This window comes from Peribacillus cavernae (assembly GCF_003989135.1).
GTDB classification, from domain to species: domain Bacteria; phylum Bacillota; class Bacilli; order Bacillales; family DSM-1321; genus Peribacillus; species Peribacillus cavernae.
On sequence record NZ_RYZZ01000007.1, the window covers coordinates 247,042 to 270,307 of the forward strand.

General features: G+C 40.5%; 21 protein-coding genes and 1 pseudogene. 19 read left to right on the plus strand and 3 right to left on the minus strand.

What is annotated here, in order from left to right; translation table 11 throughout:
• Positions 1–5: 5 nt before the first annotated feature.
• The 19 genes and pseudogenes from ELQ35_RS07300 (at position 6) to ELQ35_RS07395 (ending at position 20,714) form a co-directional block, all read left to right on the plus strand.
• Positions 6–914: a polysaccharide deacetylase family protein gene (locus ELQ35_RS07300; RefSeq protein WP_126864170.1), complete on the plus strand. Its 909-nt coding sequence runs from the start codon at positions 6–8 to the stop codon at positions 912–914.
• A gap of 14 nt (positions 915–928) precedes the next feature.
• Entirely contained in the window at positions 929–2,455 is a 1,527-nt protein-coding gene (locus tag ELQ35_RS07305) for a 4-hydroxyphenylacetate 3-hydroxylase N-terminal domain-containing protein (RefSeq protein WP_126864171.1), read from the plus strand.
• Positions 2,456–2,847: 392 nt separating this feature from the next.
• Positions 2,848–3,009, plus strand: coding sequence for a nucleotidyl transferase family protein (locus tag ELQ35_RS23710; protein WP_126864626.1), 162 nt, complete (start codon positions 2,848–2,850; stop codon positions 3,007–3,009).
• 94 nt (positions 3,010–3,103) lie between these two features.
• Positions 3,104–3,803, plus strand: a pseudogene (locus tag ELQ35_RS07315) (IS110 family RNA-guided transposase); the annotation flags it as partial.
• Between the two features lie 729 nt (positions 3,804–4,532).
• Complete coding sequence (locus ELQ35_RS07320) at positions 4,533–5,759, plus strand: amidohydrolase (RefSeq protein WP_126864172.1); 1,227 nt, start codon at positions 4,533–4,535, stop codon at positions 5,757–5,759.
• Positions 5,760–6,308: 549 nt separating this feature from the next.
• A complete protein-coding gene (locus ELQ35_RS07330; protein ID WP_126864173.1) occupies positions 6,309–6,851 on the plus strand; it encodes an SDR family NAD(P)-dependent oxidoreductase in 543 nt (180 codons plus the stop codon).
• A 746-nt stretch (positions 6,852–7,597) separates the two neighbouring features.
• A complete protein-coding gene (locus ELQ35_RS07335) occupies positions 7,598–9,028 on the plus strand; it encodes a purine-cytosine permease family protein (RefSeq protein WP_126864174.1) in 1,431 nt (476 codons plus the stop codon).
• A gap of 166 nt (positions 9,029–9,194) precedes the next feature.
• Positions 9,195–9,617 carry a RidA family protein gene (locus ELQ35_RS07340; protein ID WP_126864175.1) on the plus strand — a complete coding sequence of 141 codons (423 nt, stop codon included), beginning with the start codon at positions 9,195–9,197 and terminating at the stop codon, positions 9,615–9,617.
• Between the two features lie 16 nt (positions 9,618–9,633).
• Entirely contained in the window at positions 9,634–10,554 is a 921-nt protein-coding gene (locus tag ELQ35_RS07345) for a polysaccharide deacetylase family protein (protein ID WP_126864176.1), read from the plus strand.
• Positions 10,551–12,080, plus strand: a complete 1,530-nt coding sequence (locus tag ELQ35_RS07350; protein WP_126864177.1) for a 4-hydroxyphenylacetate 3-hydroxylase N-terminal domain-containing protein — start codon at positions 10,551–10,553, stop codon at positions 12,078–12,080. The genes ELQ35_RS07345 and ELQ35_RS07350 overlap by 4 nt, the downstream gene beginning before the upstream one ends.
• A gap of 34 nt (positions 12,081–12,114) precedes the next feature.
• On the plus strand, positions 12,115–12,624 hold the full coding sequence (locus ELQ35_RS07355; protein ID WP_126864178.1) for a flavin reductase family protein: 510 nt from the start codon (positions 12,115–12,117) through the stop codon (positions 12,622–12,624).
• Positions 12,625–12,690: 66 nt separating this feature from the next.
• A complete protein-coding gene (locus ELQ35_RS07360; RefSeq protein WP_126864179.1) occupies positions 12,691–12,882 on the plus strand; it encodes a tautomerase family protein in 192 nt (63 codons plus the stop codon).
• Between the two features lie 444 nt (positions 12,883–13,326).
• Positions 13,327–14,763: a purine-cytosine permease family protein gene (locus ELQ35_RS07365; protein ID WP_246026023.1), complete on the plus strand. Its 1,437-nt coding sequence runs from the start codon at positions 13,327–13,329 to the stop codon at positions 14,761–14,763.
• Between the two features lie 251 nt (positions 14,764–15,014).
• Positions 15,015–15,452 (plus strand): RidA family protein, encoded by a 438-nt coding sequence (locus ELQ35_RS07370; protein WP_126864181.1) that lies wholly within the window; start codon positions 15,015–15,017, stop codon positions 15,450–15,452.
• Entirely contained in the window at positions 15,449–16,369 is a 921-nt protein-coding gene (locus tag ELQ35_RS07375) for a polysaccharide deacetylase family protein (RefSeq protein ID WP_126864182.1), read from the plus strand. Before ELQ35_RS07370 ends, ELQ35_RS07375 begins: the two co-directional genes overlap by 4 nt.
• Positions 16,366–17,892: a 4-hydroxyphenylacetate 3-hydroxylase N-terminal domain-containing protein gene (locus ELQ35_RS07380; protein WP_126864183.1), complete on the plus strand. Its 1,527-nt coding sequence runs from the start codon at positions 16,366–16,368 to the stop codon at positions 17,890–17,892. Before ELQ35_RS07375 ends, ELQ35_RS07380 begins: the two co-directional genes overlap by 4 nt.
• 42 nt (positions 17,893–17,934) lie before the next feature.
• Complete coding sequence (locus ELQ35_RS07385) at positions 17,935–18,435, plus strand: flavin reductase family protein (protein WP_185861693.1); 501 nt, start codon at positions 17,935–17,937, stop codon at positions 18,433–18,435.
• A 121-nt stretch (positions 18,436–18,556) separates the two neighbouring features.
• Positions 18,557–19,471, plus strand: a complete 915-nt coding sequence (locus ELQ35_RS07390; RefSeq protein ID WP_126864185.1) for an FAD synthetase family protein — start codon at positions 18,557–18,559, stop codon at positions 19,469–19,471.
• Positions 19,472–19,487: 16 nt separating this feature from the next.
• Positions 19,488–20,714 (plus strand): M20 metallopeptidase family protein, encoded by a 1,227-nt coding sequence (locus ELQ35_RS07395; RefSeq protein WP_126864186.1) that lies wholly within the window; start codon positions 19,488–19,490, stop codon positions 20,712–20,714.
• Positions 20,715–20,822: 108 nt separating this feature from the next.
• On the opposite strand, the gene ELQ35_RS07400 is transcribed toward ELQ35_RS07395, so the two are convergent.
• The 3 genes from ELQ35_RS07400 to ELQ35_RS07410 form a co-directional block, all read right to left on the minus strand.
• A complete protein-coding gene (locus tag ELQ35_RS07400) occupies positions 20,823–21,383 on the minus strand; it encodes a TetR/AcrR family transcriptional regulator (protein ID WP_185861694.1) in 561 nt (186 codons plus the stop codon).
• A 175-nt stretch (positions 21,384–21,558) separates the two neighbouring features.
• A complete protein-coding gene (gene bioB, locus ELQ35_RS07405; RefSeq protein ID WP_126864188.1) occupies positions 21,559–22,560 on the minus strand; it encodes a biotin synthase BioB in 1,002 nt (333 codons plus the stop codon).
• A gap of 19 nt (positions 22,561–22,579) precedes the next feature.
• Positions 22,580–23,170: a biotin transporter BioY gene (locus tag ELQ35_RS07410; RefSeq protein WP_126864189.1), complete on the minus strand. Its 591-nt coding sequence runs from the start codon at positions 23,168–23,170 to the stop codon at positions 22,580–22,582.
• Between the last annotated feature and the right edge of the window lie 96 nt (positions 23,171–23,266).

Consider the following 23,266-nt stretch of genomic DNA (forward strand, 5'->3'; position numbering starts at 1 on the left):
GAAAGTTGATAAAAAATCCGATTAAATGGCCAAACGGTGCAAAATGTGCAGTGGCAATTACTTTTGATATGGATAGTGACAGTATTCTTCATCTGGCTCATCCCGAGTCGGCAGACACTAGAGTTTCAACTCTATCTTGGTTAAAATATGATGAAATAGCTGTCCAACGAATTCTTGATATGTACAAAAAACATGATTTAAGACAAACCTTTTTTGTACCAGCTTGGTGCATTGAAAGGTATCCAAAAACAATTGAATTAATTCTTGAAGGCGGACATGAGATAGCTCACCACGGGTATTTACATGAACATCCAAATGAATTATCTGCTGAAGAAGAATTGTATTGGCTTCAACGCGGAATAGAAGTGATCGAAAAATTCACTGGGAAAAGACCAAGGGGCTGGAGAGCTCCTACATATAATTTCTCCAAACATTCGGCCGATTTCCTGGCAAAAGAAGGGTTTTTATATGATTCTTCTTTAATGGGAGACGATATTCCTTATATTTTAAAGGAAAAGTCAGGGGAGATTATTGAGCTGCCTACTCATTGGGCAATGGATGATTGGCCTCAATACGTACAAAATTGGGACTTGGGCTATATATTGCCAATAAATTCACCCGATCGCGCTATGGAAGTGTTTGTTTCTGAATTTGATGCAGCATGGAAATATGGAGGCTTGTGGATATCCGTATGGCATCCTTTTGTATCGGGAAGATTGGCAAGGTGTTCCAGGGTTGATGAAATGATTGAATATATGCAGAAAAAAGGAGGCGTGTGGTTCGCGACCTTAGAAGAGATTGCACTGCATGTTAAAAAATGTATAGATGATGGCACTTATACGCCACGTGTAGATCAACTTCCGTATTATAATGGACGGATTCCTGAATTACCGTTAAAAACAATCCATACTTGAAGGGAGTTAATGTAATGAGTGTAATTGCGACTTCGAATAAGATTAGAGAAATATTAAGTAAAGGACCTGAACTACAGTTAATGACGGGCGAACAATACAAAGAGAGTTTGCGAGACGGAAGACGGGTAATTGACGCTCAAGGCAACGAAGTTAAAGATGTTGTAACACACCCTTCAACTAAACGTTCTGTTGAAAATTTAGCCAAGGTTTATGATATGCAATTCGATCCGTCCACAAGGGATATTACAACTTTTGTTAGTTCTCAGGATGGCAAAAGATATAGCACTGGATGGTTGATCCCAAGAACGAAAGAAGATTTAAAACTACGTAGGGAAATGTTGCGTTTAAGTACATTCCATACATTTGGGGTCTTTGGACGTCCCAATGATTACGGTGCCTTGATGTCTATGGGGATGCTTTCCATCATTGATAAAATGGAAGCTGAAAATCCCGAGTATGCGGAAAATGTGCGAAGGTTTGTAGACTTTTGCCAGAAACACAACGTTATGAGCTCTGACTTGGTACCAGATGTCCAAACCGATAAAAATCTACCTCCTGATCAAAAACAAGGTACGTTGAGAATTGTAGAAGAGCGTCCTGATGGTGTGGTATTATGTGGTGCAAAGCCATGCGGGTCTGTTGGCGTTCAAGGACACTTTGCTACAATATCTACTGCTACTTCACCGAACTTAAAGGCAGATGCAGCAATTTGGTGTGCTGTTCCAATAAATTCACCTGGATTGACATTGGTTTTAAGGGAGTCTACAATCTCTCCGGACTATGAGTTTGAGGATCATCCTATCGATTCATTTGGTGAAGAATTGGATAATATGATGATTTTTGATCACGTCTTCGTCCCCCGTGAATATCTCTTTAGCGTAGGGAATTTTAATTTATTGGGATTATATAGGGAGTCTGGTGCTTTAGCTCACTGGCATATATTATCTCGTCTAATGTACCGTGCAGAAATATTTATGGGTGCTGCGCAAAGCATTGTTGATGTACTCGGTACCTCCTCTTTCCAAGGAGTAAGAGATTCTGTAGCTGAAGTTATTTCTTATCATGCAGCATTGAAGGCTCATATCTTAGCTTCAGAAGAAGAAGCAGAGAATTGGAATGGATTGTTAGTGCCGTCCACTGATTTTTTGACTGCTGGAAGATTACATTCAATTGTCCATTATCCACGCGTCATGCATATCCTTAGAGACTTGAGTGGACAGGGATTAATCAGTCGTTTTACAAGTAAGGCTTGGGATCATCCGGAAATCGGTCCTTTACTGGAATCCTATTTACCTGGAGCCGGTGTAACGGCAAAAGAGAAAAATAGATTCTTTAACTTCATATGGGATCTTGCATGCAGCAGTCATTCTACTAGAGTAGCGTTATTCGAAAATACGAATTCTACTAATGCCCCTGTCGTTCAGGCAGAACTTTATAGATCTTATAAGCGTAAAGAACCGGTTGACCATATCCGAGATTATCTCAATCTACCAAGTACAAATCTCGAAGTTAAAAAACTATATAAGCATGATTTAAAATAAATCATTTGCTCATGTTTTAAAAATAGATTCATAAAGAGGGTGAAGGAAACAGGCGTATATGGATGGGGAAAGCATAGCCTGTTTCGTTTCCCTTTCTAGAAAATCAGTTGATAATAAAATACAATTTCATTTATTATATTGCAAGTGAAACGTTCTAATACCATTTTATTGCCATGGGAATTGACAGTAATCAATAATATGGACGTCCCATTGCTATTAATTAATTAATTTGCGAGGATAAAAAACAACTATGCTTTTGTATAACCCTCCGAGAAGATCAAAAAGAGATCGTAAAATACTGGTATCCAAAAATTTTTGTCAGTAAGTTTGATGAAAAAAACAATAAAATAAAAATGCTTCTTTAATAATAGCAAACTTTATGAGAAGGAAAAATATGCAAAAAATTACTTCAGTTTAGTTCTGCTCTTTCTAGGTTACAACCACAAGATTTAATAGAATATTTTCTGATTCTATTAAATATTAAACATGTTGTTGTAGGGTTTGCTTACAAGTTCGGATCAAAAGGAGCTGGTACTCCAGAGCATTTGAAATAAATGAGTGGAGGACGGTATGAATTTCATATCATTGCTCCTCGTATATTAGTAGTAAGAGCTCTTTCTAGACGAATTTCCAGTTGATCCGGATCCTCTAAATTCGAACATGTTTGGGGCAACCAGTCTAGCTATAATTGAAGAGTTGGAGCCCGAAGCAATCGTTGAAATGCCTATGGAAGAACTGGTTGATTTTCTTCAGGAAAAAGAAAAAAAACAGTTTGAAAACCCTGAAGAGGTGGCCAAGTATCTTCAAAAGCTAGCCCGTTCTTCGTATCGGTTGAATAAGACCATGCAGGATCCGGTAAATCTCTCATTGTCCGTGACATTAAGTACGATTCAACATATGGAGTCTCAAGTGAAACGGTTGGATAAAGAGATTGCCAAACTCATGAAAGGGATCGCTCAAACGTTGACATCCGTCAAAGGAATTGGAGATGTCTTTGCGGCCGGATTAATTGCTGAAATAGGTGATAGTAAGCGTTTCAAAGATCATCACGCTTTAGCCAAATATGCCGGCCTAGTTTGGAGTCAGAATCAATCAGGAGAATATGAGTCCCAGGAAACGCATCGGATGCGGACAGGGAATAAATATCTGAGATATTATTTAGTCCAAGCAGCTGACTCGATTCGCAAGCATGACTCTGAATATAAAGCCTTTTATACGAAAAAGTATCAAGAAGTTCATAAGCATCAACACAAACGCTCTCGTCTTAACCGCAAGAAAATTGGTACGATTGGTGTATTCGCTACTAAACACCAATCAATTGTACACACCACCCGAGAGGAGGAGTTAGGAGCTATTTTCAACCTCCTTTCCAACCCCCAGCTTCACACTTATTTACGGTAATAAAAGTAAATTATTGTGAGGTTTGTTGAAACTAATGTGAGAAGTACGCAAATCCGTAATTATGTAGAAAAGGGAAATATCTCTTTTGTAAAAGAGTTGTTAGGACGCCCATAATATTGCTGCAACAATAATTGGTTTTGAAAATCATAATAAAATAAACAAATCATCTGTTTTAAAAAATTAGTTACAAAAAACCTTATTTACTCCCTGACAAAGGGATGTTTCATGTAGAAGTATTTATTGGTGGGAAACTTAATATGGGGTTATTAATTATCAAGGTTATTACTGACAAAGCAGAAAATCTTCTATTATATATAATTACAAATACTTAGATGTTAAAGATGAAAATATCGGTATTGAAATTCTATTTTCTTTAAAAGAATTCCAAAGTAAAATTTATCCTTATAAAAGCTTTATAAAGCTCAATTAGCCTCTAACAGAGGAATATTAATAATGCAATTTCCTGAAGAAGTGATATAACACAGATCACTATTAGAACTAATAACTACTTTGATTTGTCGGTTAAAAGCATGCATGGATAATCCAAAAACTAAAAAATAAATCCTTACATATAGCGGTTGTCTTGTTATACAAGTCTATTTGTCTATCGTGTCTTCTTCCAAGATATTTGTGAAAATAATTAATGGAGAATACATTATTAAAAAGGAGCATTATGATGAAAATAGAATATTTATTTAAAAGATTACACAAGATATATCCAGAATTAGTGCAATTTCGAAGAGATCTTCATATGTATCCTGAACTTTCATTTGAAGAAGTCAATACTCCTCAAAAAATAACCCACTATTTAAATGATTTGGGGTTAGAGGTCAAAACAGGAGTCGGAGGCCGAGGTGTTGTTGGTCTTTTAAAAGGAGGCAAACCCGGGAAGACGGTAGCGTTACGTGCGGATTTTGATGCATTACCCATTCAGGATGAAAAGGAAGTGGAATACAAGTCCCGGGTTCCCGGAGTTATGCACGCGTGCGGCCATGATATCCATACAGCGGCATTACTAGGAGTAGCGCGGGTACTTAGTGAAGTGAAAGAAGAAATCGAGGGTAATGTGGTCTTCATCCATCAATTTGCGGAAGAAAAGATTCCTGGTGGCGCTAAATTGATGATTGAAGATGGTTGTTTGGATGGGGTGGACGTCATATATGGTGCACATGTCTGGTCCCCTGAACCCATTGGCACAGTCGGTATGGGGGAAGGCCCTATGATGGCTTCCATGGATTCCTTTGAAATAGAAATCTACGGGAAAGGAGGGCATGGCGCAACTCCTCATGTAACTGTAGATTCTGTGGTAGTGGGCAGTCAATTGGTCTTGAACTTGCAGCAAATAGTGAGTCGCCGTATAGACCCACTAAAACCTGCAGTTGTAACAGTAGGTACTTTTAACGCTGGTCAGGCCTTTAATGTAATTTCCGGCTCAGCAAAAATTATCGGAACCGTTCGAAGCTTTGATGAAAGTGTCCGAGATTTAATTGAAGAGTCAATTGGGAAAATTACGTTATCAACAAGCAAAGGAGCAGGGGCTAGTGCAAAGTATAATTATACCAGGGGATATCCTGCTGTCTTGAACCATCCAGAGGAAACAAATAGGGTGGAAAAACTTGCGAATGTCCTCTTTGAGGGGAATAAAGTGAAACGGATGACACCGATTATGGGTGGTGAGGATTTCTCCTACTATTTGCAAAAAGTACCTGGAACTTTTTTCTTCATAGGAGGAGGAAATCCAGAAATAGATGCTGTTTATCCACATCATAATTCTAAATTTGATGTAGACGAACGTTCTATGCTCATCACTGGTCAATTGTTTATTTCTCTCGTTTTGGATTATCTTTCTGAAGGAGCTATAAATCCAGTTCAAATTCAGGAAAGCTTAATCTCGAAAAAATAAATAACGAATTATATTATACCTATATAGCTAGATTATTCACCAAAATCTATAAAACACTTCTAATCACATATGTACCAAGCATTCTCTCTATCTATTATTATCTTTCACCTAAAAAGTGAAAAAAGAGTACAAAAAAGGAAAGCCTCTGTTATGTTTAAAGTGCCTAAACCCAAACAATCGGAGGTTTCCTTATGGTACTTTAAACGAAATGAAAACGAACTTCAACCCTACTTTGAAAATAGGTCTATCTCATGAAAAAATTCCTTCGGATGGAGGGCTTATTCTCTATAAAGAGGCCGAACAAAAGATCGGCTATTTCCAATCTCTTCATAACACCCTGCATATTTAAGGTAACCGGAATTTTCATGAACATTGCTGTCCGTCCATCGTTGAGCAACTTGTCTTTCAACATCTAGCAGGATATCACCGCGATCACTCTGCGAAACACCTTGTGGATGATCCCGCATTTACTCAGGTTATGGAAAAGGACTACTTGGATAGTCAACCAACCCTTTACTGGATTTCACTTCAGGAAGCCGGGGAATAAAATTGAGATACTCTCTTATTTCACGTAAATTATCTGGAGTGCAAGCCGGATGGAATATTCATTATGAATATATCAAACACGAAGTGGATGTCCCTTATATGAAAAAGGCAGAATACGGATGTATTATCAATATTTCCTCTGAATCTGGGGTGCAGCCGGATGCGTTCATGCCCCATTATGATGCCTCAAAAGCGGCCCTTATCAATTTCACAAAAAGCTTTTCTAAAGCCTATGCAGTGAATAGGATACTAGTCAATACCGTATCTCCGGCCTTCATCATGACAACTATGCTGGATAATATGTTGAAAACAACCGCTGAAAAACACGGTATTACTTTTGACGAAGCAACACAAGCATTTCTCAAAGAAAACCGGCCTCACATCGAATTAAAAAGGCCAGGAAAAGTAGAGGAAGTGGCTTCTACTGTTGTCTACCTGGCATCGCCTCCTTCATTAACGGGGTCAACCTTCGTGTGGATGGAGTTTCTGTTGCGAGTCAATAACAACCTATATGGACCACTAATCGAAAACATATTTGAAATTTGATAAAACAGCACCCTCTTTTCTGTAAGGAAGAAAAGGGGGTGTTTGTATTACGATTGCGTAAAAAACTTTATAAATTTATATATACCATATGCTAATACTCCAAAGACAGTATGAAATTAAAATACCTGAAATGCTGTAATTAACCAACATTTTCTACACTCCTCTTTCTCATTTTATAATATTTCTGTAATTTCGAATACGATTTTTTAGCTAAAATAAAATGATATTCTACAAAAATAATAGAATGACTGTGTTAACTCTCGGGTTTAACTCACAAAAAAGTATGTGAGAAAATGTGACATACATGTCAACAACTAGACAGAAATAATTTATATTATTTATATACAGTCCAGACGGTAATGATAAGTGATGGTTGGCATTATTAGAAAGTTGATTAGTTAATTTTATGAAAAACTTTTAAAGGAGGGACATAAAAAAATTCTATTTGGGTTAGACTTGTTGCTTGTTAGCGTAATAAAACGGATGTTGAACCGAATTTGTGAGAAAGAAGAAAAAACAGATGCTACAAAAAGGTTGTAACACTTTGCATAGTATTGTTGGAAAGTGTCAAATAATAAAAAAATTTTTGTTGACAACTGTACTGTCCGGACGGTAAACTAAATTTGAAAATAGTTAATTTTCAGATAACAACTTAGATCTACATTTATAGATAGATAAAATTAATAGAGAACTTTATGTATTTTCTTGTCAATCATTTATGAAAAGGATGGTGAAGCAGTTTGGAAATGGGTGAAAAGGTAGAAAGCAAAGTGGAGGTTAGGGGAATTGACTATATTCCTGAGTCGGAAAGAAACTCGAAGCCTTCGAATGCGTTCTTTGTTCTTGGCGGTGCTCAGCTTTGTTTTTCCGTCATGATCATTGGTGCTCTTCCAATTCTGTTTGGGTTAGGTTGGTGGGATTCATTTTCTGCCCTTACAATCGGGCTCTTGATCGGCTCTTTCTTAATCGCCCCGCTTGGTTTGCTAGGGCAGAAAACGGGGACGAACGGACCGGTAAGCAGTGGTGCACACTTTGGTACGAAAGGAAGGGTAATAGGTGCTTTATTAACCATTTTTGCCTCGTTTGGATTTTATACACTGACCGTGTTAACTGGGGCTCAATCGCTTGTATACAGCGGCCATCGATTGTTTGGCTGGCCTGAAGGTAATGGGATTCTAGTGATTGGGGCACTAATTATAAGTCTAATTACAAGTGTTGTAGCCGTTTACGGGCATTCATTAGTTATCGCTATTGAAAAAGTTGGTTCATGGATCATCGGCACTGTCCTTATTCTATCAATCATTGTATTTTTGCCTCAGTTTGATGCATCTTATCAGGGAGGCGATTATCTGTTGGGCGGGTATTGGCCAACATGGCTCCTGGCAGTTAGTACGGCCATATCAATCCCAGTTTCCTGCTCGCCATTCATCAATGACTATACAAGATATATTCCGGGTAAGACCCGTGCCCGTTCGATTATGTGGGGATGCGGAGGAGGGATGCTGCTTGGCTGTTGGATCTCTATGAATACCGCGGCTTATCTAACGTCGACGTTTACTAATCTTGAAACGCCATTTGTTCAGGGGATTATCGAACAGTCACCTGCATGGTTTGTCCCCGGGTTTATCTTAGTCGGATTAATTGGAAGTTTACTTCAAGGGAGCTTTGCTTTATATGGTGCAGGTCTGGGACTAGAGACGCTTGGCTTGGGGCTAAACCGTATCATCACAACCGTAATCATCAGCGTTACCGGAACTCTCTTAGTTTGTCTGATTATCTTTGTCTATGACCTAACAGACATTATCAACGCATTCGTTACAATTATCATAGCTGCGATTTCTCCATGGCTGACGATCAATTTAGTGGGCTATTATCTGTTGGGAGGGCACTATTCACCGCTGCAATTACATGAATCAAAAGGTGGGTTGTATTGGTATTCTAACGGCTTCAATCTACCCGCCGTAGCCTCATGGGTCGTTGCGGTCGTAACAGGTTTATTATTTACAAACACCAGTGTTTTCGTTGGGCCTCTGGTCAACCTCGTTGGAGGCGTTGATATTAGTTTTGTTTCGTCAGCGATTGTCGGTGCCGCACTCTTCTTTCTGCTTGTTAAAAAATCTACCTCAAAAGGGAACGAAATGAATAGAACGGAACAAAGTATCGAAGAAACCATTTAATCGAAAAACGATAGATTAATTGTTTAGCTGCTTTTGTATACATCCATTGTAGAGGATGTAAGCGCTTAAACTTGAAAGGAGTGATGCAGGACAGAAAATAAGGCTTCGGAATCGGAAATTTTGTGCAAAATCATAACTAAATCAAAATAATCTATGAGGTGAAAATATGGAAAAGACAAGAATTATGCCAAAGAATCATTGGAACTGGAGTATGCCGGTACCTTTCTCACAAGGATGGAAGGTTGGGAATCTGATTTTCACGGGCGGACAAATCTCCACTGATGAAAACGGAAAGACAATTGGTGTTGGTGATATTGAAACGCAAACACGAAATTGTTTTGAAAATATACGTACCGTACTAAATGAAGCAGGCGCCGATTTGAAAGATATTGTGAAATTGAACACCTACTATGTCTTCAATGGAGATGAAAAGGAAGCTACTGAGTTTTGGGAGAAAATGACTAAAGTCCGGATGGAGTACCTGGCTGATCCGGGTCCCGCCGGAACAGGCATCAGGATTTCAGGTTTTGCCTTTGAAGATCTACTAATAGAAATTGAAGCGATTGCAGTTGTACCAGATGAAAAATAAGTGAGGAGGAGAATCAATGATTGATAACCCTATTACATGGCCAAACGGTGCCAAATGCGCAGTTGCAATCACCTTTGATATGGATACAGACAGTATCCTTCATTTAGCCCATCCTGATACTGCAGACACAAGAGTTTCCACAACATCCTGGTTAAAGTACGACGAGGTTGCCATCCCTCGAATCCTTAAAATGTATAAGAAATATGATATTAAACAAACTTTTTTCGTACCAGCGTGGTGTATTGAAAGGTATCCAAAAACAGTCGAATTAATCCTTAAAGATGGACATGAATTGGCTCATCACGGTTATTTACACGAACATCCGAACGAAATATCCGCTGAAGAGGAGTTATATTGGCTTCAACGCGGGATAGAAGTGATTGAAAACTTTTCCGGAAAACGACCAAGAGGTTGGAGAGCGCCTATGTACAATTTCTCCAAACATTCGCTTGAGTTTTTAGCAAAAGAAGGGTTTTTATACGATTCGTCGTTGATGGGCGACGATATTCCTTATATTTTAAAAGATAAAACCTCGAAGGAAGTTATTGAATTGCCAACTCATTGGGCTATGGATGACTGGCCTCAATATACTCATAATGGTGATTTAGATTATAAGATGCCGATCAATTCACCGGAGCGCGCCATGGAAGTGTTCATGTCGGAATTTGAGGCTGCTTGGAAATATGGAGGAATGTGGGTATCTGTGTGGCATCCTTTTGTATCGGGGCGGCTGGCAAGATGTGACAGCATTGACCAAATGATCGGAAAGATGCAAGAAAAAGGGGATGTATGGTTTGCGACATTAGAGGAGATCGCGCTCCATGTCAGAACGTGCGTCGATAATGGGACATATAAACCACGTACCGTTCACCTTCCATATTATGACGGACGAATTCCTGAGCTACAATCAAACTTAGCGGGAGGGGTAAAAAAATGAGCACAATTACAGATACAACAAGTAAACTGATGGAAGTATTAAGCGCGGGCCCAGAACCCCATTTAATGACAGGTGAACAATATAAAGAAAGCTTAAGAGATGGCAGAAGGGTTATTGATTCCAAAGGAAATGAAATTAAAGATGTGACCGCTCATCCTGCTCTTAAACGCGGAATCGATAATTTGGCAAAGGTCTATGATTCGCAATTTGACCCAGAAACCAAGGATGTTACGACCTTCGTAAACCCGGAGGATGGCAAAAGATACAGCACTGGCTGGATGGTTCCGAAAACGAAAGAGGATTTAAAACGCCGGCGCGAAGCATTGCGTTTGAGCACTTACCATACGTTTGGAGTTTTTGGACGCCCCAATGATTATGGTTCGATGATGGCGATGGGATTCCTGTCGATTATTGATAAAATCGAAAAAGAGAATTCTGAGTATGCCGATAATGTACGAAGATTTGTAGAGTTCAGCCAGAAACACAATGTTATCAGTGCTGATTTAATTCCGGATGTCCAAACGGATAAAAACCTGCCATCCGACCAGAAAAAGGGGACGCTGCGAGTTGTCGAAGAACGTTCTGACGGTATCGTTTTACGGGGGGCAAAACCATGCGGCTCTGTAGGTGTCCAGGGGCACTTCGCGACCGTATCGACGGCTACTTCACCGAACCTTGATCCTGATGCAGCGCTTTGGTGTGCGGTTCCGATTAATTCACCTGGCTTGACATTAGTGCTTCGGGAGCCGGTTACGTCACCAGACTCAAACTTTGAAGACCATCCGATTGATTCACATGGTGAGGAAACCGATAACATGATGATCTTTAATGATGTGTTCATCCCTAATAAATACATTTTCAGTCTTCGGAACACAAAATTGTTAGGATTATACAGAGAATCTTGTGCTTTATGCCACTGGCATATATTAGCACGCCTGATGTACCGTGCTGAAATCTTCCTTGCTGCCGGGCAAACAATGGTTGATATCCTTGGTACCGACTCCTTCCAAGGAGTGAGAGATTCAGTGTCTGAAATTATATCGTACTCGGCATCGCTAAAGGCCCATATTTTAGCTGCTGAGGAAGAAGCAGAGCTGTGGAATGGAGTGTTAGTGCCTTCTACTAAATTCGTCACTGCCGGAAGATTGCAATCTATCCTCCTTTACCCGCGTATCATGCACATTCTTCGCGATTTAAGCGGACAGGGATTGATCAGCCGCTTTACAAGCGAAACATGGGAACATCCTGAAATCGGTCCGTTATTGGACGAGTATTTACCGGGAGCCGGTGTAACAGCGCGTGAGAAAAACACATTCTTCAATTTCGTATGGGATCTTGCATGTGGCAGTCATTCGTCAAGGGTAGCTTTATTTGAAAATACGAATTCAACAAATGCGCCGGTGGTCCAATCTGAACTTTACAGATCTTATGATCGTTCGGAGCCAGTTAAATTTCTCCGTGAATATCTCGGTCTTCCGCAAGTAAATCGTGAAATGAAACGATTATATAAAGCTGATTTAAAATAGTTCGCGAAAAAAAAACAGTAAGGAGGAAGTGCATATGCAGCAAGTTATAGAGTTATTCAAAGAAGCAATGGGCCGTTTGGCTACAGGCGTGACAGTGGTAACCTCAGAAGTTGACGGACGTCCATGGGGTGTGACGGTTAGTGCATGTTGTTCGATATCAATGGACCCTCCATTACTACTAATCAGTTTATTTACTAAAAACGCAAGCACAGAGGCAATTAAAGAACAGCAGCGCTTCGGTGTTAGCATCTTGAGCAAAGACCAAACCAAAGTCGCAAAGGCGGGAGCGAAACCGGGGACGCCTAAATTCTTTGAAGAGTTCACAGATTTTGATCATGACGGGAAAACACATATGGTGAAAGACGCATTAACGCACATCCATTGCAAAGTGGATAATGTGGTGGCGGCAGGAGATCATACGATTTTTATCGGATTGGTTGAGCATGTCACGATTGGGGAATTTACACAACCGCTATTGCATTTTCACCGTCAATTCGGCATTTTTACAGATGAGCTAGAACAGAAAGAAACCGTCGTAAAATAAGTATTCAAGCATTGGATAACAAGGAAATGCAGTGAAAGGGAAACCTGACAAATGGAGGACTTTTCTATGCCGTTTATCACCGTTAAAAACATAGAAGGAAAAACACCGGAAGAAAAGCGTGTTTTAGTGCAAAAAATGACAAAGCTGGTCTCTGAAACCTTCGAAGTCGATCCGAATCTGATTTTTATCTTTTTCGAGGATCTTGCAAAAGATAACTATGGAAAACAAGGAGAGTTGTTTTCTTATTTGAAAGAATAGCAATATCCACTTATCCCTTACAAGAGGGAACTCTTGTAAGGGGAATTATTACTCCAAAGAAAAAATACATACATTATTATTTGTGAAAATCCACAAACAAACGCCATTATTTTTGTTTATTCTGATAACGAGGAATATTTTGAAAACTATTAATATGTAAGTAAGAGATACATGCAGGATGAAGAGCCAATACATCAGCAATGGAATACCGATATTTTTTTTCACCAGTACTTTACGGTCCAGACGGTAACATAATAGTGAGGTAAAGGGTTTCGGGCAAGTTACTATTAGCTTTGCGTTCTGTAAAAGCGGCAATGGGAAGTAGGTGGCACTATTTTTTTGACTAACACTGTACAGTCCAGACGGTAACAGATTGGAAGAAAGTTTCGGGCAAGTCACTATTTTTCTAAATCATTTAAAAGTAGGGAGGGAAGTAATTTGGAAATGAATAGTAAAGTTGAACAAGGAAGCAAGATCGAAATTCAAGGGATCGATTATATTCCTGAAGCCGATCGAAACTCTAATCCTTGGAATGTGTTTTTTGTTCTTGGCGGTGCCCAAACTTGTTACCCAATTATGCTAATTGGTGCTCTTCCCGTTATATTTGGATTAGGTTGGTGGGACTCGTTTTTTGCGATTACAATCGGTCTTTTGATAGGTTCGATAATAGTAGCCCCGATTGCTTTATTCGGTCAAAAAACAGGAACGAACGGAATTGTTAGCAGTGGTGCTCACTTTGGTACGAAAGGAAGAGGAATAGGTGCTTTATTAACCATAGTCGTAGCTATCGGTTTCTATGCCTTAGTAGTTTGGACTGGATCCGAATCGATTATCCATGGTGGCCATAAATTGTTTGGCTTGCCGACGGGGGATGCAAGTCTAGTCATTGGAGCATTGCTTATATGTATCATGATCACTATTGTAGCAACTTATGGACATTCTCTTGTTGTTAAAATTGAAAAAGTTGGGGCAGTGATAGCTGGAGTAACTCTTATTTCATCAATCTTTGTGTTTATGCCTCAGTTTGATGCATCTTACCAGGGAGGAAGTTATTTACTGGACGGTTATTGGGCGACATGGCTTTTATCAGTAAGTACGGCGCTATCAATACCAGTTTCTTTGGTACCTTACATCAATGATTATACTCGGTACATCCCAAGTAAAACGAGTGCCCGTTCTGTAATGCTCGGGACCGGAGGAGGAATCTTTGTTGGCTGTTGGATAACAATGATTGCTGCAGCCTATTTCATGACAATGTTCAAAAGCCTGGACACCCCATTAGTACAAGGGATTATTGAACTGTCTCCCACTTGGTTTGTCCTTCCATTAATAATAGTAGGGATAGTTGGAAGTTTAACACAAGGAAGTTTTGCCATATATGGTGCCGGTCTCGGTCTGGAAACTCTTGGCTGGGGGTTAAATAGAATCATAACGACCATCATCATTAGTGTTGTTAGTATAGTGGTAGCCTTCTTAGCGGTATTTGTTTATGATCTCGTAGATGTGGTTAATGCATTTGTTACTCTAATTATCGTTGCCATATCTCCTTGGCTGACCATCAAATTAGTTGGATATTTCTTGTTCAAAGGCCAGTATTCACCGTTGGACTTACACAAATCAAGCGGAGGCTTGTATTGGTACTCTAATGGTTATAATCTGCCCGCTATAACATCATGGGTCATTGGTGTAATCGTAGGCTTATTATTCACAAACACGATTGTTTTTGTCGGACCATTTGTCAACTCAGTTGGAGGCATTGATATTAGTTTTGTATCATCTGCAATTGTAGGGGGAGCGCTTTATTATCTGCTCGTTAAAAACTCGATTTCAAAACGGAACGAAATCAGTGGAGTGGAACCAAACCTGGAAGAAACGATTTAAACGGAAAACAGCGATAATGCTTATTGTATATACAGGGCTGGAATTCAACCAAACTGGACTAGAATTCAACCAAAATTGGTAGGAATTCAACTAAACAGGTTTTATCATAGATTTTGCACTTGCAATGTAAGCGCTTAATACTTTAAGGGGGTGGTTCGAAAAAAGAAAACAGCAATGCTTTATACTACCGGGAACCTTTAGAGAATAAGACGAAGCCAGAATGAAATCAAAATACTCAGGTGAGGTGGATCATGGAAAAGACAATCACGAAAAAAATAAGAATCATGCCTAAAGGCCACTGGGATTGGAGTATGCCCGTACCTTTCTCACAAGGATGGAAAGTTGGAAACCAAGTTTTTGTAGGTGGCCAAATCTCTGCTGATGAAAATGGCATTGTAGGTGTTGGCGATATTGAAATTCAAACACGCAATGTTTTTGAAAATATTCGTAAGGTGCTAAACGAAGTAGGTGCCGATATGAAAGATATCGTGAAGCTAAACACCTATTACGTATTTAATGGAGACGAAAAACAAGCAACTGAGTTTTGGGAAAAAATGACCAAAGTACGAATGGAATACATAGCTGATCCTGGTCCAGCCGGAACAGCCATTCGTGTAGCTGGTCTGATGTGGGATGACCTTTTAATAGAAGTAGAAGCAATCGCAATCATAGAGGAGGAGAAAAAATGATAAAAAATCCTATTCCGTGGCCTAACGGTGCAAAATGCGCAGTCGCTATTACTTTTGATGTCGACACAGACAGCATTCTGCATTTGGACCATCCTGATGCTGCTGATACAAAAATTTCTTCAAATTCCTGGGTACGGTATGACGAAGTCGCTATCCCTCGCATTTTGGAAATGTATAAAAAATATGATATGAAACAAACCTTTTTTGTACCGGCTTGGAATATTGAAAGATATCCTAACTACATTGAAGCGATCCTTAAAGACGGACATGAAATAGGCCATCACGGATACTTACATGAACATCCGAATGAATTGTCTGAAGATGAAGAGCTTTATTGGTTTCAACGCAGTATTGAGGTTTTCGAAAAGCATGTAGGAAAACGGCCAGCAGGCTGGAGAGCGCCATGGTGGAATTTCTCCAAGCATTCCGTTAATTACTTGGCAAAAGAAGGACTTATATATGATTCTTCCTTGATGGCAGACGATATACCGTATGTGTTAAAAGGTGAAGGGTCAAATGAAGTGATTGAATTACCAACTCATTGGGCTATGGATGATTGGCCTCAATATGCACACAATCCTGATTTTGGCCATGATATGTCCATACAATCGCCGGATCGCGCCATGGAAGTGTGGATTGATGAATTTGAAGCAGCTTGGGAATATGGCGGGATGTGGGTATCTGTGTGGCACCCTTTCCTTTCTGGAAGACTTGCAAGATGCCGCAGAATCGACAAAATGATTCAATATATGCACGAAAAAGGGAATGTATGGTTCGCCACCATGGAGGAAATTGCACTCCATGTTAGAAAGTGTATCGATGAAGGAACATATAATCCACGGGAAGTGCAGCTTCCATATTATAACGGCCGAATTCCTGAACTAAATTCATACCGATTGGAAGGGGTTAAAAAATGAGTGTAGCCACTGTTACGAGTAAAATTAAGGAAGTACTAAGTCAAGGTTCAGAACCCCATTTAATGACTGGTGAACAGTATAAAGAAAGCCTCAGAGATGGAAGAAGAGTAATCGATTCCCAAGGAAGCGAAGTTGCAGATGTTCCTACTCATCCGGCACTAAAACGCGGAGTCGAAAATTTAGCGAAAATTTATGATATGCAGTTTGATCCCGCTACGAAGGATATTGCGACTTTTATTAGTCCTGAGGATGGTAAAAGATATAGTACGAATTGGCTTGTCCCAAAAACGAAAGAGGATTATAAAATACGACGCGAAATGTTAAAATTGAGTACGTACAGCACCCTTGGGGTCTTTGGACGTCCCAATGATTATGGCTCGATGATGGCTATGGGTTTTCTTTCCATTATTGATAAAATTGAAAAAGAAAATCCTGAATATGCGGACAATGTTCGAAAATTCGTAGAGTTTAGCCAAAAACACAATATTACGAGCGCCGATTTGATTCCTGATGTGCAAACGGATAAAAATTTACCGGCTTCCGAGAAAAAAGGTACGCTGAGGGTGGTTGAAGAACGCCCTGATGGTATCGTTTTAAGTGGGGCAAAACCAGTTGGGTCTGCCGGTGTCCAAGGGCACTTCGCGACTGTATCGACAGCTACTTCTGCGAACTTAGAACTTGAAGCGGCGCTGTGGTGTGCAGTTCCGATGAATTCACCGGGAATCACATTGGTACTTCGCGAACCAGTCACTGCACCGGATTCTTCATTTGAGGACCATCCGATCGATTCACAGGGTGAAGAAACGGATAATATGATCTTGTTCGATAACGTTTTCTTGCCTCGTGAGTACGTCTTTAGTTTAAGAAATTTAAAAATGCTAGGATTATATCGCGAATCCGGTTCTCTTTTTCACTGGCATATACTAGGCCGATTGATGTACCGCTCGGAAATTTTAGTGGGCGCTGTGCAAACAATCGTTGATGTCCTGGGTACGTCTTCTTTCCAGGGAGTCCGAGATGCCGTCGCTGAAGTGATCACCTATTCATCCACATTAAAAGCCGCTATAATAGCTGCTGAAGAACAATCCGAAATGTGGAATGGAGTATTAGTGCCTTCCACCAGATTTTTAACGGCAGGCCGACTATATTCAATTGAAAATTATCCGCGCATTATGCATATTCTTCGCGATTTAAGCGGACAAGGATTAATCAGCCGCTTTCCAGGTAAAGTATGGGACCATCCGGAGATTGGCGCTAAACTGGAAGAATATCTGCCTGGAGCCGGGGTTTCGGCACGCGACAAAAACAAATTCTTTAACTTCATCTGGGATCTGACAAGCAGCAGCCATGCTTCCAGAGTCGGTTTATTTGAAAACCTGAATGCGACAAACGCACCGGTCATTCGATCTGAACTTTACAGATCTTATGAGCGTACGGAACAAACGAACTTTGTCCGTGATTATCTTGGATTGCCAAGAGCGAATGGTGAAATTAAACCATTATATAAACACGATTTACGATAATTCAACAGAATAATGTTTTTCATTCAAGTAAGGGGGGAGATTATGCAGCAAGTTACAGATTTGTTCAAAGAATCAATGGGCCGTTTGGCTACAGGGGTAACGGTGGTAACATCAGAAGTTGACGGGCGTCCATGGGGAGTGACGGTCAGCGCCTGTTGTTCGATATCGATGGAACCCCCATTACTTTTAATCAGTTTGTTTACTAAAAACGCTAGCACAGAGGCAATTACGGAACAGCAGCGGTTTGGTGTCAGCATATTAAGCAATGACCAAACAAACGTGGCAAAGGCGGGAGCGAAACCGGGAACGGCTAAATTCTTTGAAGAGTTCACAGATTTTGATCATGACGGGAAAACACATAGGGTGAAAGACGCCTTGGCACACGTTCATTGCAAAGTGGATAATGTGGTGGTGGCAGGAGATCATACAATTTTTATCGGATTGGTCGAACATGTCACGGTCAGTGAAATGAAACAACCACTATTACATTTTCATCGTCAATTCGGCAGTTTTATAGATGAGTTAGAAACCGCAGTAAAATAAGATTCAAATTTTAGTTGAAGGACAGAAGAGAGGTTACCTTTTAATCTCCTTCTTGTCCTTTTTACATAAAGCAACAATCTGAAAATGCTCCAAGAATATCTAAGAAAAGGCGTGAATAAAAATGAAGGTATGCTATTTGTCTTATCCATTGGATCTCTCAGAATATCACATTCCTTCCGTAGTCTCTTTGGGTTATTTTGACGGGGTCCATTTAGCTCATCAACGAGTCATTCAAACCGGGATTCAAATTGCTAAAAGCAAAAAAGTAGCGAGCGCTGTTATGACCTTTCATCCCCATCCTAGAGAAGTGCTCGGTAAAGGAGGCTATTCCAGATATTTGACGCCACTAGAAGATAAGCTGGACATCTTTAAAAATATCGGTGTCGACATAGCATATATTGTTCAATTCAGCCCTGCCCTTTCTAAGCTGCAACCTGATGATTTCATCGAGCATTTTATCATTCCATTAAATATTAAGCATGTTGTTGCAGGATTTGATTACAAGTTTGGAAGTAAAGGAGCCGGTACTCCTGAGTATCTGGAACAGAGGAGCGAGGGCCGGTATGAGGTTGATATCATTGATCCAATATTGCGGTATGACGCTAAGGTCGGAAGTACGGCCATTCGCAATTATTTAAAACAGGGGAACATCTCTTTTGTAAATGAGTTGTTAGGGCGGCCTTATTATATAGAAGCAACATTTGCTGAAGGGTTAAAACAGAACCGAAAAACGGAATCGTTAAAATCGAAAATCAGTATACAGAAACCTTATTTACTGCCTGGCAAAGGAATGTTTCGTGTAACAGCATTCATTGAGGGGGAATTTTACAAGGGACTATTGATTTTTGAACCACGGAAGTCTTTAATAGAAGAAACAGAAAACCCTGTCCTCTATTTACCTGCCTTCTTCAATCAACTGGCTGTAAAAGGCGCAAGTATTACTATTGAAATCCTGAGTTCTATAAAAGAACAGGAAAGTCATCTTTATGATAACCATTTGTCTCAAGTCGCTACATTACAAAGAATAAATTCATAAGAGAGGAGTACATAAGATGTTGAAAACAGAACATTTATTTGAAAGGCTGCATGAAGTATACCCGGATTTAATAGAACTTCGAAGGGATCTTCATATGTATCCCGAACTTTCATTTCAAGAAGTTAATACTCCCCAAAAGATTGCTGACTATTTAGCTGACTTGGGGCTTGAGGTAAGAACGGGCGTCGGAGGCAGAGGAGTGGTTGGGCTTCTAAAAGGAGGCAGGCCAGGGAAAACGATAGCGTTACGTGCCGATTTTGACGCACTGCCGATCCAGGATGAAAAAGAAGTTGAATACAAATCAAGGATACCCGGAGTCATGCACGCCTGCGGCCATGATATCCATACCGCGGGATTGCTTGGGGTAGCGAGGGTTCTCAGCGAAGTAAGAGAAGAACTGGAAGGAAATATTGTCTTTATCCATCAATTTGCCGAGGAAAAAATACCAGGCGGAGCTAAAGCAATGATCGAAGACGGCTGTCTGGATGGAGTGGACGTCATTTATGGCGCACACGTCTGGTCCCCGATACCGATTGGTACTGTAGGTGTAGGAGAAGGTCCGATGATGGCAGCTATGGACTCCTTTGAAATAGAAATTCGCGGCAAAGGCGGCCATGGTGCAACGCCTCATTTAACAGTGGATTCCCTGGTACTTGGGAGCCAACTCGTCTTACAGCTGCAACAAATCGTAAGCCGTCGTGTTGACCCGCTTAAACCCGCAGTCGTAACAGTAGGTACTTTTGCCGCTGGCGAGGCCTTTAATATCATTCCCGACACAGCAAAGATCACGGGAACCGTTCGCAGTTTTGAAGAAAGTGTCCGCGATTTAATTGAAAAATCAATTGGGCAAATCACATCATCCGCATGCGAAGGGGCGGGGGCAAGTGCACACTTTACCTTTACAAGAGGTTATCCGGCTGTGTGGAATCATCCTGAGGAAACCAATAAGGTAGAAGAGCTCGCAAAAAAGCTTCTTGAGGAGAGTAAAGTAAAACGTATAGCACCGATAATGGCCGGTGAAGATTTCTCCTATTATTTGCAAAAAGTACCTGGAAGCTTCTTCTTCGTTGGCGGGGGAAATGAAGAGCTTGAAGCTACTTATCCACACCATCATCCCAGGTTTAATGTCGATGAGCGTTCGATGCTGATCACTGGTCAATTATTTATATCCCTCGTCCTGGATTATCTTTCGGGAGGAGACGCAAAGCAAAAGCCAGTCATGGAAGAAATCTCAAAAAGCTAAAGTGAATAATTTAGCGTTATATAAAAAGCAGCCAAGGCTATTAAAATAGACGAGGCTGCTTTTTAAATCTTACAAGAGTTGCTGTAACAAGTAATAAGGCTTGCTGCTTCATGATTTATAGTTATCTCTTGTAGTCAGATCCAGCAAGGTTTCCATAACTTTTTCGCGAAATTCTCCTTCTAGCGGAGAAAAACCAAGCAAATCGGTAAACCATAGCCCTTCAACAGCTAAACGAACAATCGTGGCAATCATCAAATTGTTATTGTCATTTTCAATGTTTTTAGCCCATTGACCATACGTATCACGCCAAGATTCAACTAAATTGGGATTAGCCAACAAAATAGCCACTAACCCGGGACTCAAGAGATCTTTTCGGCCAACTTCCCCAAAGGTTGTGTGGATAAATGCGCGCAACCATTCACCAGGGGGGTTCTCTCCATCGGGTATCTGATCCTCAATATCCTGATTTGATCTTTTAATCATATCATCAATCATGCCCTTAATCAGGGCCTCTTTTGATGGGAAATGGTATAGCAATCCCCCTTTGCTTATACCCGCTTCTTTTGCTACCTTTTCAAGGGTTAAGTATGTAACTCCTTCTCTTGCTACGAGATGACAAGCTTCTATTAGTATGGTTTCTCGAGTAAGGCTTGCTCTTCGTGTATTCACTACTTTCCTCTCCCTTGGAAATTTCCAATTGTTTACTCTTTTATCGTACGAATAAATATGGGAAAAGTCAACCGCAAGGCTTATCGTGACTAAGGAGTGAATCACGGAAAAAGGCAAGGCCGTCGGGGTTTCGACAGCTTTGCCTTTTAATAATATTTTTCATATATTCATATGCTTAACTTAAAACGGTGCTAGCATCGTCCTTCACAAAATCAATCTCAAACCCTAAATCCTCTAGCATTTGGTGATCTGCAGTGCTCTCCTGTCCCGCAGTTGTCAGGTAATCCCCAACGAAAATAGAATTAGCCGGATATAGGCCCAGCGGTTGAAGGCTCCTTAGGTTTTTCTCCCTTCCGCCGGAGATACGGATTTCTTTGGTCGGATTAATGAAACGCATCAGACATAGCACCTTCAGGCAGTATCTTGGGTTCAGTTCATCTGTCCCTTCGAGCGGGGTACCATCGATTGCATGAAGGAAATTAACTGGAATTGAATCGGCATCCAAAACCTTTAGGCTCCTGGCCATATCAATAACGTCCTGCATCGTTTCCTTCATACCGATGATTACCCCTGAGCAAGGAGAAATACCGGCTTCTTTAATGAGATCTACCGTATTGACCCTGTCCTGGTACGTATGGGAGGTGGTGATCGCTTCATGGTGGTTTTCAGAGGTGTTGATATTATGGTTGTAACGCTCAACGCCCGCCTCTTTTAATCTTTTCGCTTGCTCGGGCTTTATGAGGCCAAGGCAGGCACAAATCTTAAGGTTATATTTATCTTTAATTTCCTCAACGGCTGAAACGACATTGTCTATTTCCTTGTTGCTTGGGCCTCTTCCGCTGGCAACGATACAATAAGTACCGACATTGAGATTATGGGCCTGCTCGGCACCTTTTAAAATGGATTCTTTGTTAACCATACGGTATTTCTCGATCGGTGCTGTCGAAACACTGGATTGGGAACAGTAGCCACAGTTTTCCGGACAGAGACCAGATTTCGTGTTGACGATCATATTCAGTTTTACCTTGTTGCCGTAGTAATGTTGACGGATCGTATAAGCGCTCTGAAGCAGTTCAAGAAGTTCTCCATCAGGACAGTTCAAAATAGCTAATGCCTCTTCATCATTCAATTCCCGGCCTTCTAATACACTTACCGCTAGCTGATTCCAATTTCCCATTCTTTAGACTCCCTTTCTATTAGGCAACTTTTTTCATGCTTCTGAATTGGCTTCTCGATAAGACTGTTTTCTCCAGGCGAAGCGCCAAGAAGGCGGCACATACGGCCAAAATAATATCCTTTGGCAGTGGCGCAGCCATCCATAGCCACGCCAATTTATAGGTGAATCCTTCAGGAGCAGCAGCCCAAAGCTTATAAGCAAAGTACATCCAGTTCGTTCCTACCAAATAGTTAACGGCCATCCCGACTAAAGAAGCAGTTATATAAGAAGGTAAACTGCTGTTTTTTTCGATGATCTTTCCGACGATATAGGCTGTAAAAATAAATGAAATAATAAAGCCGAAAGTGGGTTTAACAATCATTGAAAAACCACCGCCAAACTGAGCGAAGATCGGAGCACCTACAAGTCCTACGGCCGTGTAGACCATCATGGCAATAGCACCAAGCCGGCTGCCAAGGATCGTTCCCGCCAAAATGGCAAAAAAGGTTTGCAGTGTAATGGGAACCCCGCCCACGACCATGAAGGGAGCGAATGATGTAATGTTTGCGCCTATAGCCATCAACGCAACGAACATCCCCACCAATGTCAAATCAATCGTTCTAAGTTTCATAACTTTATACTCCTTTTTTAAAAAATGTATAAATTAAGGATAATAGAATGATGAAATTAATGTCAACTATTATTTAAGATTAGTTTACACATATGT

Bases quoted from the DNA above. Each gene is read 5' to 3' on its own strand.
- ELQ35_RS07305 (WP_126864171.1), top strand. From the start codon at position 929: ATGAGTGTAATTGCGACTTCGAATAAGATTAGAGAAATATTAAGTAAA.
- ELQ35_RS07320 (WP_126864172.1), top strand. From the start codon at position 4,533: ATGAAAATAGAATATTTATTTAAAAGATTACACAAGATATATCCAGAA.
- ELQ35_RS07335 (WP_126864174.1), top strand. From the start codon at position 7,598: ATGGGTGAAAAGGTAGAAAGCAAAGTGGAGGTTAGGGGAATTGACTAT.
- ELQ35_RS07340 (WP_126864175.1), top strand. From the start codon at position 9,195: ATGGAAAAGACAAGAATTATGCCAAAGAATCATTGGAACTGGAGTATG.
- ELQ35_RS07345 (WP_126864176.1), top strand. From the start codon at position 9,634: ATGATTGATAACCCTATTACATGGCCAAACGGTGCCAAATGCGCAGTT.
- ELQ35_RS07350 (WP_126864177.1), top strand. From the start codon at position 10,551: ATGAGCACAATTACAGATACAACAAGTAAACTGATGGAAGTATTAAGC.
- ELQ35_RS07355 (WP_126864178.1), top strand. From the start codon at position 12,115: ATGCAGCAAGTTATAGAGTTATTCAAAGAAGCAATGGGCCGTTTGGCT.
- ELQ35_RS07360 (WP_126864179.1), top strand. From the start codon at position 12,691: ATGCCGTTTATCACCGTTAAAAACATAGAAGGAAAAACACCGGAAGAA.
- ELQ35_RS07365 (WP_246026023.1), top strand. From the start codon at position 13,327: ATGAATAGTAAAGTTGAACAAGGAAGCAAGATCGAAATTCAAGGGATC.
- ELQ35_RS07370 (WP_126864181.1), top strand. From the start codon at position 15,015: ATGGAAAAGACAATCACGAAAAAAATAAGAATCATGCCTAAAGGCCAC.
- ELQ35_RS07375 (WP_126864182.1), top strand. From the start codon at position 15,449: ATGATAAAAAATCCTATTCCGTGGCCTAACGGTGCAAAATGCGCAGTC.
- ELQ35_RS07380 (WP_126864183.1), top strand. From the start codon at position 16,366: ATGAGTGTAGCCACTGTTACGAGTAAAATTAAGGAAGTACTAAGTCAA.
- ELQ35_RS07385 (WP_185861693.1), top strand. From the start codon at position 17,935: ATGCAGCAAGTTACAGATTTGTTCAAAGAATCAATGGGCCGTTTGGCT.
- ELQ35_RS07390 (WP_126864185.1), top strand. From the start codon at position 18,557: ATGAAGGTATGCTATTTGTCTTATCCATTGGATCTCTCAGAATATCAC.
- ELQ35_RS07395 (WP_126864186.1), top strand. From the start codon at position 19,488: ATGTTGAAAACAGAACATTTATTTGAAAGGCTGCATGAAGTATACCCG.
- bioB (WP_126864188.1), bottom strand. From the start codon at position 22,560: ATGGGAAATTGGAATCAGCTAGCGGTAAGTGTATTAGAAGGCCGGGAA.
- ELQ35_RS07410 (WP_126864189.1), bottom strand. From the start codon at position 23,170: ATGAAACTTAGAACGATTGATTTGACATTGGTGGGGATGTTCGTTGCG.